This is a genomic window from Alteribacter salitolerans (assembly GCF_016901055.1).
GTDB lineage: Bacteria > Bacillota > Bacilli > Bacillales > Salisediminibacteriaceae > Alteribacter > Alteribacter keqinensis.
The window spans coordinates 351,987-363,986 of record NZ_JAFEUX010000003.1; the positions used below are offsets into that span (position 1 = coordinate 351,987).

A 12,000-nucleotide genomic window follows, 5' to 3' on the forward strand; every position below is an offset into this window, starting at 1 on the left:
TACATAACCTGTTATCTTGAGTAACATATACGGAGACCTAATGAAGGAAGCAGGAGGAAATAATGGAAGAGACAATCAGCTTAAAAGATATTTTCCAGACACTCAGAAAAAGACTTACACTGATCATCGGTATTACCGCTGTAGCAGTAGCAGCAAGTGCTATCATATCATACTTTTTTTTAACACCGATGTATCAATCATCCACTCAGATCCTCGTAAATAAATCCCAGGAAGACAGTACCCAGGTAACCCAGGCGGATCTCAGGACGAACCTGGAGCTCATAAATACATACAACGTTATTATGACATCCCCTAGAATCCTGGAGCCCGTGATTGAAGAAATGGGCATTGACGCAACACCTTCACAAATCCGGGATCAAGTATCCGTAGGAAGTGAACGTGACTCCCAGGTAGTAACGATCAGAGTCGAGAACCCTGACCCAGGCCAAGCAGTAGAGCTCGCAAACACTATAGCAATGGTTTTTCAAAGAGACATTGTTGACATTATGAATGTGGACAACGTATCGGTTTTATCACCGGCAGAATTATCGGACAATCCATCCCCGGTAAGCCCGAACCCTGCATTAAACATGGCAATCGCCTTTGTAGTCGGGCTGATGGGCGCAGTTGGATTCTCTTTCTTACTGGAATTTTTGGATAACACGATTAAAGACGAAGATGACATTGAAGAAGCACTTGGCATTCCGGTTCTGGCAAGTATAGGATCCATTGATGGTAAAACGATTGATATGAACAAGTTAAATGAAACATCGAGACAAAACAGAACGGGGCGTGGAAGCATTGGCGCGTAAACGTAAAAGCAACCAGTTAACAGACAAACAGCGGAGCCTGATTTCCCATCACGCTCAAAAATCGCCTGTCACCGAACAGTTTCGGACATTAAGAACAAACATTCAATTTTCTTCTATTGATAAAGTCGTAAAGAAAATTCTTATTTCATCTTCAGGTCCCGCTGAAGGGAAATCTACTGTTATCGCGAACCTGGGCGTGGTTATGGCCCAGCAGGGGAAACGTGTTCTGTTAATCGACTCCGATTTAAGAAAGCCGACGGTTCATTTTACATTTCAGCTGGAAAACACCTTCGGCTTAACGAGTGTCCTGACCCGGGCTGAATCTTTCGAATCTGCCGTGCAGGAAACGGCTGTTGAAAACCTTGAAGTACTTACATCAGGTCCGGTTCCTCCTAACCCTAGTGAGTTAATTGGCTCAAGATCGATGGAATTATTCCTGAGTCAGATAGAAAAAGACTATGATTATATTCTCTTTGATGCACCGCCGATCAATGTGGTAACGGACGGTCAGATTCTGGCTACGAAGACAGATGGCGTTGTTCTTGTGATCCGCAGCGGGAAAACAGAGAAAGAGGCAGCGATAAAAGCTGTTGAACTTCTTAAGAAGACGAATTCAAATATTATTGGCACCGTTTTAAACGACCGTGAAATGAAAGAAGATACGTATTATTACTACGCAGAAGGAAAGTAGCATAAAAACTGAAATAATATAGAAGATTATGACCCTTTTCTGGAAATAGTGTGATATTATGGAATAGACTCAAGAGGAAATAGTCCGATAGACCCTGTAAACATCTGCAATCGGGAAAGGGGATTCTGCTTTATGATTGATATTCATTGCCACATACTGCCGAATTTGGACGACGGTCCTGCAAATAAAGAAGAAGCGTTAGAGCTTGGAAAAGCGGCATTTGAAGAAGGCATTCATACGATTTTAGCTACACCGCACCACCAGCACCCACACTACCACAACGATAAAAATACGATTCTGGCAAGTATTGAAGAACTGAACCTCATATTTAAAGATCACCAAATCGATGTGAAGATCCTTCCTGGTCAGGAAACCCGTATTTATGGAGAACTGCTTGAGGGGTTTAAAAACGAAGAGATACTTACTCTGAATGAGGGAAAGTATTTTTTTGTGGAGTTTCCCTCATCGGAGATACCGAGATACAGCAAACGTCTATTGTATGACGTCCAGCAACAAGGGTTAAAGCCGATCATCGTTCATCCTGAGCGAAACCAGGCCGTGATGAAAGATCCGTACAGGCTTTATGAGCTTGTTCAAGGCGGATGTCTGACACAACTGACAGCGGGGAGTATTACAGGGAAGTTTGGAAAGAAGATTAAGAGATTATCAGAAGACTTAATAGAAGCGAACCTGGCTCACTTTATTGCAAGCGACGCCCACGATACCATTCGGCGTCCGTTTCTATTAAAAGATGCCTATGATGGAATAGAGAGAGAATTCGGAATAGAAACAAGATTCTATTTTCAGGAAAATGCGGAGCTGCTTGTAGAAGGTAATCAAGTGATGGTTGAACCGCCGCAGAGAGTAAAAACGAAGAAGTTTTTAGGGTTGTTTTAAAGCAAGCACAACTTATATCAACTATCTATATTGTAAACCGACTGTGTAAATTCAGTGTTACATGACCATTACATTCAGGTAATGCCTCCTCACCTTTATCAACGGGGGTACTCAGCCACGCTGTGGGTCGTTCACCAAAGTGAACAACCTTAGACGCTAGTTGTCACCGGTGGGGTGTGAGGTTAGGTTTAATGCCTATTCATTATATAGTACGGAGGTAGTATGGGGGTTACGACCGTATTATTTAGAAAATTTAGCGAGGTCTTTGTTTTCGATAACGAACTCTCGTTAAGTGTTCTAAAGATTTATTTATTTTACATAGGAGGGGACGAGTTGGATTATAAGAAACGGTTAGGGCTGCTGGTTACTGCTGATTCACTGATTGTCGTGTTTTCGATTTTTATTGGTTTTTGGCTTTTGGTCCCGACATCAACGATTTTACCTGAGGCGATCATCGCAAGCTCCATTGCGTTATTTTTTGCTCACCATGTTTTCGCTCATCTATTTAAACTATATAAACGGGTCTGGCAGTATGCGAGCATCCAGGAGCTGTCAGCGATCTTTGCGGCAGTTTCACTTTCCATCACCGCTGTTGCTCTTATTCAGATTATCGGATATCAAACCATTTTTGCAAGAACGTTGCTCGTCACGTGGATGCTGCATATCTTGCTCATCGGTGCTTCACGTTTCTCCTGGAGAATCTACCGTGATTCATTAATGAAAGGAAACACGGAGAAGAAACGAACCCTCATCATCGGGGCCGGAAATGGCGGCACACTCGTTGCCCGTCAGCTCATGAACAGCATCAAGTCAGAGCTTCACCCGGTTGCATTCATCGATGATGACTTTACAAAACAAAACCTGGAAATCATGTCGATCCCTGTACTGGGACGGACAAAAGACATTGAAGATGTTGTCGTAACGAAAAACATCGAACACATTATCATCGCGATTCCTTCATTGACAAAAACGGAACTCAATACGATCTTTGATGCCTGTTCGAAAACAAAAGTCCGGACGCAGATCATGCCGTCAGTGGAAGACATTATGAGCGGGAAAGTCACCGTCTCCCAGATCCGGGACGTACAGGTGGAAGACTTACTCGGCCGCGAGCCGGTTGAACTGGATACAGAAAAAATCGGTGCCAAGCTTACAGGTAAGACCGTCCTTGTAACTGGAGCCGGCGGATCGATCGGATCTGAAATCTGCCGCCAGGTATGCGCCTTTAACCCGGACAAGCTGATCCTCCTCGGTCACGGAGAAAACAGCATTTACAGTATCGACATGGAGCTGAAAGTCACGTTCCCTCATCTTGATGTGGAAACAAAAATTGCCGACGTCCAGGACGCTGATCGGATGATCGATGTGATGAACACCCATCAGCCGGATGTGGTTTACCACGCCGCGGCACATAAGCACGTACCGTTAATGGAAAAGAACCCTCATGAAGCAGTGAAAAACAATGTGATCGGTACGAAAAACACGGCCGAAGCAGCCCATGAAGCAGGAGTGACAACATTTGTGATGGTCTCAACGGATAAAGCCGTGAACCCGACAAGCGTCATGGGAGCAACGAAACGGATTGCTGAAATGGTTGTTCAGCACATGGACCGAATCAGCGACACGCGCTTCGTGGCGGTCCGCTTTGGTAACGTTCTGGGAAGCCGTGGAAGCGTAATCCCTCTATTCAAAAAGCAGATTGAAGCAGGTGGCCCGGTGACAGTAACCGATCCGAAAATGACACGGTACTTCATGACAATTCCGGAAGCATCCCGTCTTGTACTTCAAGCGGGATCGTTAGCAGAGGGCGGCGAGGTGTTTGTCCTGGATATGGGAGAGCCTGTTAAAATCGTCGACCTTGCGAAGAACTTAATTCGCTTATCCGGATTTCGAGATGATGAAATTGAAATCATGTATTCAGGCATGAGACCGGGAGAAAAAATGTTTGAAGAACTCCTCGGCAAAGACGAAGTACATGACGAACAGATTTATCCGATGATTTACCGCGGGAAGACACCGCCTGTTGACGTGAACGTGGTTTATGACCTCATTGAAGACTTTGAACAATTCCCGATCACTACATTACGGGAATATACATTAGACCTGGCTCACTTCAGGCTGAAAAAAGTGAAGCAGTTGAGTTTGGTAAAATAACCACTATTAGAAGGGATGATCGTATGCAAAAAGTAAAAAAGGCAATCATACCGGTTGCGGGACTTGGAACACGTTTCTTACCTGCAACAAAAGCCATGCCAAAAGAAATGCTTCCGATTGTGGACAAGCCAACGATTCAATACATTGTTGAAGAAGCGGTTCAATCGGGAATTGAAGACATCATCATCTATCGGCAAAGGGTAACACGCAATAGAGGATCATTTCGAACAATCGTTTGGGCTTAAGCAAGACTTGTTCAAAAGTAAAAACGGAACTTTTGAAAAGTTTGAACACTCAGCGAATATGGGGGAGACATTCATTACATTCGCCAAAAAGAGCCCTAAGAACTTGGACAATAAGATTCAGCGTGTATTTGCTTATGACTTTAAAGTCACTCGTCAAGTCGTTTGGCAGGAGATGAGTTTGTGAAGAACGTTGAAGTTTGCTTTTAAGGGTGAGGGGTTTAAAGCCAACCTGCTTAAGACTATGGAAGAGATGAAAAAGAGAAAGTAAAACAATAAAAAATATAAGTTCCCGGATGACTGATGCTTGGTTAGGTCTGTTGTTCGGGGATTTTAATATGCATAAAAGATTATTAGTGGTTTAGTAGTGCGTCAGAAAAACTCTACTTACTGCTAAACTACTAAACAAACAGGAAGGAAGACAATCATCTATGAGAGACCGTATTTACCTTTCGTCACCACATATGAGTGATGAAGGTTATGAACAAGAGTATGTAAAAGAAGCATTTGAAACAAACTGGATTGCGCCACTAGGAATAAATGTGAATGAATTTGAAAATGAATTAGCCGCTAAAGTAGGGTCAAAAGCTGCAGCTGCACTATCATCAGGGACAGCAGCTATTCATTTAGCATTGAGAGCTGCAGAAGTTGGAGAAGGAGATATCGTGTTCTGTCCAACTTTGACATTTTCAGCGACTGCCAACCCAATAATCTATGAAAATGCAAAACCGGTATTTATCGATAGTGACTACGAAACATGGAATATGTGTCCAAAGGCTTTAGAAGAAGCGTTCCGAAAATATCCAGAAGTTAAAGCAGTCATTGTTGTACATCTATATGGTCTGTCTGCTGACATGAATAAAATCGTAGACCTATGTACGAAACATAATGTTGTCTTAATTGAGGATGCTGCTGAATCTCTAGGAACTTACTATAAAGGTAAGCATACTGGAACATTTGGTGACTATGGCATCTTTTCTTTTAACGGAAACAAAATCATCACGACTTCCGGTGGAGGGATGTTGGTTTCTAATAATGAAAGTAAGATTGCTAAGGCTAGGTTTTGGGCTACTCAGTCGAGAGATCAAGCAAGGCACTATCAGCACAGCGAACTAGGGTTTAATTATCGAATGAGTAATGTGGTTGCGGGGATTGGCAGAGGACAACTGAAAGTACTTAATCAAAGAGTTGAGAAAAAGAGATACATATATGACTTTTATAAAAGAGAATTAGGTGAGTTAGAAGGTGTAGGGCTTATGCCAGACAACGATTGGGATTATTCGAATTATTGGTTAAGCTCAATTACGCTGACTGGGAAAGTGAGGCCGATTGATATCTATGAAGCTTTGGAAGCTGGAAATATAGAATCGAGGCCGGTTTGGAAGCCGATGCATATGCAACCGTTCTTTGAGAAATATGATTTTGTGGGTACCGATGTATCTGATAAGTTGTATGAGAATGGTGTTTGTTTGCCATCTGACACGAAAATGACTGATGAGGATTTAGAGAGAGTAGTAGAGATTATTAAAGGATTGTGGTGAGTAAAATGAAGATTGGTTTTTACAGAAGGATTATAAAAAGACCGATGGATCTTGTTCTAGGATTGTTTGCAATTTCAGCACTAAGTCCAATTCTTTTAATAGTAGCTCTTTTAGTAAGAACTAAGTTAGGAAGTCCTGTTTTATTTAAGCAAGAACGGCCAGGTTTGAATGAGAAAATATTTACTATGTATAAGTTTAGGACAATGACAGATGAGAGAGATGAGAATGGAGAGTTGTTGCCCGACAGTATTAGATTAACAACCTTTGGACAGTTTCTACGATCAACTTCACTAGATGAACTTCCTGGACTATTTAATATTCTAAAGGGTCATATGGCAATTATTGGACCTAGACCGTTGTTAGTTCAGTATCTGCCTCTCTATGATGCTCATCAAAGAAGACGACATGAAGTTAGACCTGGCTTATCAGGTCTTGCACAGGTTAGTGGTAGAAATGCGATTAGTTGGGAAGAAAAATTTAGTCTAGATGTGAAATATGTTGATAACGTAAGTTTTGTTGGAGACTGGAAGTTAATTTTTTTAACAATAAAAAAGGTTATTGTAAAAGAAGGAATCAATTCCGACACAGCAGCAACTATGGAACCATTTAAGGGAAATAAAAAGGAACGAATGAGGGTATGAAAAATAAACTTCTTATAATTGGTGCTAGTGGCCACGGTAAAGCGGTTGCAGATATTGCACTAAAAATGGATAAATGGCAGAGTGTCAATTTCTTAGATGATAATGAGGCTATTACTTTCTCACTGGGCTTAAATGTAATTGGAAAATCAACTGATGTTATAGAGTATATTGAGGATTATGAAATCTTTGTCGGTATTGGAAATAATACGGTAAGGAAAAAGCTTCAAGAAAACCTTCTGGCTAACGGTGCAAGTATCCCAGTTTTAATTCATCCTAATGCTGTAATTGGTGAGCAAGTTGAGATAGAAGTCGGTACTGTAATAATGGCTGGGGCAGTGATTAACTGCTGCACTATAGTAGGACAAGGTTGCATCTTAAATACAGGAGCCACGTTGGACCATGATAATCTAATTGAGGATTTTGTACACATTTCACCAGGTGTGCATTTAGCAGGCACAGTTAAAGTAGGGCATGGTTCATGGATAGGTATTGGCAGTATTGTCAGTAATAATATCAATATTCATAGTGAGTGTAAAATTGGTGCAGGCGGGGTTGTTGTTAAGGATTTGAGTGAGACTGGAACTTATGTAGGGGTGCCGGTGAGGAGGGTTAGAGAATGAAAAAAAATATATGGATATTTAACCATTATGCTACCAATATGTATAAGGATAGTGCAGGTAGACATTATTGGTTTGCAGAAAATTTAATTAAACAAGGGTATAACCCAACTATCTTTTGCGCTACAACTATTCATAATTCAAATGACAGTATAAGTATTGGCAATAAAAAATACTCTTCAGATACTGTAAATGGAGTTCCATTTGTTTTTGTGAAAACCCCGAGTTATCTAGGTAATGGGTTACAGAGAATCAAAAACATGGTGGCTTTCTATAATAACCTTTTTTCCGTGGCTAAAGATTTTGTGAAAATCCACGGTAAACCAGATGTTATATTAGCATCAAGTGTACACCCTCTTACTTTAGTAGCGGGGATAAAAATAGCTAAAAGATTGGGGGTCCCTTGTATTTGTGAAGTAAGAGATTTGTGGCCAGAAACATTAATTGCTTATGGTTCATTAAAGAGAGAGAGTTTACTTTCGCGATTGTTATACCTTGGAGAAAAGTGGATCTACAAAAAAGCAGATAAGTTAATATTTACTATGGAAGGAGGTAAAGATTATATAATCGAAAAAGGTTGGGATAAAGCTAATAAAGGTCCTGTTGATATCAGTAAAGTACATCACATTAACAATGGTATTGACTTGGAACTTTATGACCATAATAAAAAGATTTATTGTCTAGAAGACAATGAATTAAACAATAATAAAGCCTTTAATATTGTTTATACAGGTTCAATAAGAGCCGTAAACAAAGTAGAAAAAATATTAGATGTAGCGAAGTTGTTAAAAAATGAAAACATAAATTTTTTGATATGGGGTAGTGGTGACTACCAAGAAATTATAAAGAATAGAATTGAAAATGAACAAATTAGTAACGTTTATCTTAAAGGTCGGGTAGATAAAAAATATATCCCTTTCATTACTACAAACGCTAATATTAATTTGATTTCAGGTGAAAATATATCCCTTTTCAGATACGGGGCTTCTCTCAATAAAATTTTTGATTATCTTGCCTCGGGGAAACCTATTCTAAGTACGAAGCAGTATGGCTATTCAATTATTCGAAAAAATAAAGCAGGCATTGAGTTAGAAAATAGTAATCCTGATAAAATAGCAGAGGCAATTATGTATTTTAAAACTTTGAACAAAGAGGAATATGAAAGATATTGTTTAAACGCTAGACAAGCGTCTAATGATTTCTGTTTTAAAAAACTAACAAATAAATTAATTAAAACAATAGAATCTTAAAATAAGAATAGCTGTTCGTAAATATCTTTATAAAGGGAGAATGAAAAATGATTCAAACAATAATTGACAAAGAAAAGAAGACTTTGAAGCAAGATTTAATTACAAAAATTGAAAAGAAAGAAATAGTTGTAGGTGTAGTTGGTTTGGGTTATGTTGGGTTACCGTTAGCTGTTGAAAAAGCAAAAGCTGGGTTCAAAACAATAGGTTTCGATATTCAGGAAGAAAAAGTTAAAATGGTAAATGAGGGTAAAAATTATATTGGAGATGTTGTAGACGATGATTTGCTAGAGATAGTTAATGAAGGCAAATTATCTGCAACCTCTGAGTTTAGCTTTATAAAAGATGTAGATTTTATTGCAATTTGTGTACCAACTCCACTAGATAAATATCAACAGCCTGATATTAGTTATGTGAAAAATTCCACAATTGAAATTTCAAAGTATCTTAAAGTAGGTTCAATTGTTGTATTAGAAAGTACAACCTATCCAGGAACTACAGAAGAATTAATAAAACCATTATTAGAAGAAGGATCTGGGTTGAAGTGTGGGGAGGACTTTTATGTTGCTTTTTCTCCTGAAAGAGTTGATCCTGGTAATTTGAAATATAAAACAAAAAATACACCTAAAGTTGTTGGGGGCATTGGAAAAGCTGCTACAGAGATTGCTGCAACTATGTATAGAAATGTACTTGACGGTGAAATTTTTGAAGCATCTTCACCTGCAGTAGCTGAAATGGAAAAAATCTTAGAAAATACCTATAGAAATATAAACATAGGATTAGCAAATGAAATGGCTATCATTTGTAATAAAATGGGCATAAATGTATGGGAAGTAATAGATGCAGCTAAAACAAAGCCGTATGGATTCCAAGCTTTTTATCCAGGAGCTGGTGTTGGAGGACATTGTATTCCACTTGATCCATATTACTTAAGTTGGAAAGCTAGAGAATATGATTACCATACCCAATTAATTGAGACATCTGGGATTATTAATGATAATATGCCACAATATGTTGTAGAAAGATGTAGTAAAGTATTAAATCGTTGTAGAAAGCCTTTGAATGGTTCCGAGATATTAATTATTGGGGTCGCTTATAAACAAGACATAGATGATTATAGGCACAGTCCTGCGCTTAAAGTTATTGATAACTTTGAGAGAGAAGGAGCTGTAGTAAAATATTTCGATCCATACGTAAAGGAATATGTATTTGAAGGAAAGAAGAAAGAAAGTTTATCTTTATTAGATATAGAGATAATAAAAGGTGCAGATCTCGTAGTTATTACAACAGCTCACACAACAGTTGATTATAAAATTATTAAGGACAATGCTAAATTTATCTTTGACACTAAAAATGTTATGGATAAATTTGAAAATAAAAACAATATAGAGTTGCTTTAATTGAAATGGAGGCCTTAAATGAAGTTTACTTATAAAGCTTATTCTGAATTGATTGATTTGTTGAAAGGCAAAGGTTACTCCTTTGCTGATTACTTTGATTATAAAGATAAAAAGAAAACAGTTATATTTAGGCATGATGTTGATTTTTCTTTATCAAAAGCATTACAGTTAGCAAAATTAGAAAAAGTAAAAGGGATAAAGTCAACTTACTTTATATTACTATCTACAGACTTCTATAATGTGTTTTCTAAAGAATCTTATAAAATTTTAAAAGAAATACAAGAACTAAATCATGAAATAGGTCTTCACTTTGATGAGAAAAGGTATGATATTAAAAACCTTGAGAAGTTGGAGCACTATATAATTAAAGAAAAGAATAGTCTAGAATTACTTTTAGATAATGAAGTAAGAACAGTTTCCATGCACAGACCCTCAAAAAGGATTTTGGAAAATGATATTCAGTTTAAAAATATATTAAACACCTATTCTAAAACTTTCTTCAAAGAATTTAAATATATGTCAGATTCTAGAATGAACTGGAGGGAAGTAGTCTTAAATATAATAGAAGAAGAGAAAAATGATAAACTTCATATATTGACACATCCTTTTTGGTATTCTGAGCGGGAAGAAACAATGAAACAAAAGTTATATCAATTTATTAATATTGCAAATAAAGACAGATATTCAAATCTAAAATTAAATTTTAAAGATTTGAACGAGGTAATACAAATAGGAGACATTCAATATGAAGATCAAAGTAAATGATATAATTCACTATCTTCTAAAAGAAAAATTGCAACATTCCTTTATAGGTGATCTAGATATTGAAATTGAATATTTTTCATCTATTAATAATGTTAAAGACCACTGTGTAAGCTGGGTTAAAGATATTAAGGCCTTTGATATTAGTGATTTAGAGAATACCAAGAATATATTAATTGTTTGTAATGATTTTAATGAGAAAGTATATTACAAAAATTTAAGCTTTATATGTTGTGAAAACCCTAAAGAAGCTTTTTATACTATATTAAAATATTTCTTTCCGAAAAAAGAAAATGTAAATTTTATTAGTCCAAAAGCTACTGTCGAAAGTGAAAGTTTGGGAAAAGACATATACATTGGTCACAACACTTACGTTGGGGAAGAAGTTGAAATAGGGAATCATGTAATTATAAAAAACAATGTTTCCCTAGAAGGGAGAATAAAAATAGGAGATTATTCTATTATTAATTCAGGAGTTGTAATAGGTTCTGATGGGTTTGGATATTACCAGAATAGCGAAGGAATTCAGCAGAAGGTACCTCATTATGGGGGTGTTAATATCGGAAAGCATGTTGAAATAGGTGCTAATACATGTATTGATCGCGGGACATTAGATAACACCGACATAAGCGATTATGTAAAAATTAATAACTTATGTCATATCGCACATAATGTACAAATTAAAAAACATGTATTTATAACGTCAGGTACAATCATAGCTGGAAGTACGACTATTGGTGAAAGTTCGTATATTGCACCGGGAACGGTTATTAGAAACCAACTAAAAATTGGTCAAAAAAGTTTCATTGGAATGGGGTCGGTAGTTGTTAAGGATGTTAATGAAAATGAAAAAGTTCTTGGTGTTCCAGCGAATATTATGAAAAAGTAAATAATTAACTTTTATAGGGGAAGCTAAGTCATATAACTTTTGGCTCTTTAATAAAATAAATGTATATTAGCTGGAGTCTCAAGTGAAAATATAAAATAAAAGGGCGT

General features: G+C 37.5%; 11 protein-coding genes and 1 pseudogene. All 12 read left to right on the forward strand.

From position 1 onward, the window contains the following. Positions 1-62 precede the first annotated feature (62 nt). Positions 63-812, forward strand: coding sequence for a YveK family protein (locus JSY36_RS07865; RefSeq protein WP_205165937.1), 750 nt, complete (start codon positions 63-65; stop codon positions 810-812). Then, entirely contained in the window at positions 763-1,503 is a 741-nt protein-coding gene (locus tag JSY36_RS07870) for a CpsD/CapB family tyrosine-protein kinase (RefSeq protein WP_122899455.1), read from the forward strand. Before JSY36_RS07865 ends, JSY36_RS07870 begins: the two co-directional genes overlap by 50 nt. Before the next feature lie 132 nt (positions 1,504-1,635). Further along, complete coding sequence (locus JSY36_RS07875) at positions 1,636-2,400, forward strand: tyrosine-protein phosphatase (protein WP_205165938.1); 765 nt, start codon at positions 1,636-1,638, stop codon at positions 2,398-2,400. Positions 2,401-2,733: 333 nt separating this feature from the next. Then, positions 2,734-4,554 (forward strand): nucleoside-diphosphate sugar epimerase/dehydratase, encoded by a 1,821-nt coding sequence (locus JSY36_RS07880; protein ID WP_205165939.1) that lies wholly within the window; start codon positions 2,734-2,736, stop codon positions 4,552-4,554. A 23-nt stretch (positions 4,555-4,577) separates the two neighbouring features. Continuing rightward, positions 4,578-4,895: pseudogene (locus tag JSY36_RS20655) on the forward strand (sugar phosphate nucleotidyltransferase); the annotation flags it as partial. Between the two features lie 332 nt (positions 4,896-5,227). Then, positions 5,228-6,337: a DegT/DnrJ/EryC1/StrS family aminotransferase gene (locus JSY36_RS07890; protein ID WP_205165941.1), complete on the forward strand. Its 1,110-nt coding sequence runs from the start codon at positions 5,228-5,230 to the stop codon at positions 6,335-6,337. 5 nt (positions 6,338-6,342) lie between these two features. Next, complete coding sequence (locus tag JSY36_RS07895; protein ID WP_205165942.1) at positions 6,343-6,978, forward strand: sugar transferase; 636 nt, start codon at positions 6,343-6,345, stop codon at positions 6,976-6,978. Then, positions 6,975-7,598, forward strand: coding sequence for an acetyltransferase (locus JSY36_RS07900; RefSeq protein WP_205165943.1), 624 nt, complete (start codon positions 6,975-6,977; stop codon positions 7,596-7,598). Before JSY36_RS07895 ends, JSY36_RS07900 begins: the two co-directional genes overlap by 4 nt. Further along, positions 7,595-8,845: a glycosyltransferase family 4 protein gene (locus JSY36_RS07905; protein WP_205165944.1), complete on the forward strand. Its 1,251-nt coding sequence runs from the start codon at positions 7,595-7,597 to the stop codon at positions 8,843-8,845. The genes JSY36_RS07900 and JSY36_RS07905 overlap by 4 nt, the downstream gene beginning before the upstream one ends. A 47-nt stretch (positions 8,846-8,892) precedes the next feature. Continuing rightward, the gene (locus JSY36_RS07910; RefSeq protein WP_205165945.1) at positions 8,893-10,242 is read left to right on the forward strand and encodes a nucleotide sugar dehydrogenase; all 1,350 of its coding nucleotides are present in this window, start codon (positions 8,893-8,895) and stop codon (positions 10,240-10,242) included. An 18-nt stretch (positions 10,243-10,260) separates the two neighbouring features. Continuing rightward, entirely contained in the window at positions 10,261-11,007 is a 747-nt protein-coding gene (locus JSY36_RS07915; RefSeq protein ID WP_205165946.1) for a polysaccharide deacetylase family protein, read from the forward strand. Continuing rightward, entirely contained in the window at positions 10,988-11,893 is a 906-nt protein-coding gene (locus JSY36_RS07920; RefSeq protein ID WP_205165947.1) for a hypothetical protein, read from the forward strand. Before JSY36_RS07915 ends, JSY36_RS07920 begins: the two co-directional genes overlap by 20 nt. The last annotated feature ends 107 nt before the right edge of the window (positions 11,894-12,000 follow it).

Bases quoted from the DNA above. Each gene is read 5' to 3' on its own strand.
- JSY36_RS07910 (WP_205165945.1), top strand. From the start codon at position 8,893: ATGATTCAAACAATAATTGACAAAGAAAAGAAGACTTTGAAGCAAGAT.
- JSY36_RS07920 (WP_205165947.1), top strand. From the start codon at position 10,988: ATGAAGATCAAAGTAAATGATATAATTCACTATCTTCTAAAAGAAAAA.
- JSY36_RS07890 (WP_205165941.1), top strand. From the start codon at position 5,228: ATGAGAGACCGTATTTACCTTTCGTCACCACATATGAGTGATGAAGGT.
- JSY36_RS07865 (WP_205165937.1), top strand. From the start codon at position 63: ATGGAAGAGACAATCAGCTTAAAAGATATTTTCCAGACACTCAGAAAA.
- JSY36_RS07870 (WP_122899455.1), top strand. From the start codon at position 763: ATGAAACATCGAGACAAAACAGAACGGGGCGTGGAAGCATTGGCGCGT.
- JSY36_RS07875 (WP_205165938.1), top strand. From the start codon at position 1,636: ATGATTGATATTCATTGCCACATACTGCCGAATTTGGACGACGGTCCT.
- JSY36_RS07895 (WP_205165942.1), top strand. From the start codon at position 6,343: ATGAAGATTGGTTTTTACAGAAGGATTATAAAAAGACCGATGGATCTT.
- JSY36_RS07900 (WP_205165943.1), top strand. From the start codon at position 6,975: ATGAAAAATAAACTTCTTATAATTGGTGCTAGTGGCCACGGTAAAGCG.
- JSY36_RS07905 (WP_205165944.1), top strand. From the start codon at position 7,595: ATGAAAAAAAATATATGGATATTTAACCATTATGCTACCAATATGTAT.
- JSY36_RS07915 (WP_205165946.1), top strand. From the start codon at position 10,261: ATGAAGTTTACTTATAAAGCTTATTCTGAATTGATTGATTTGTTGAAA.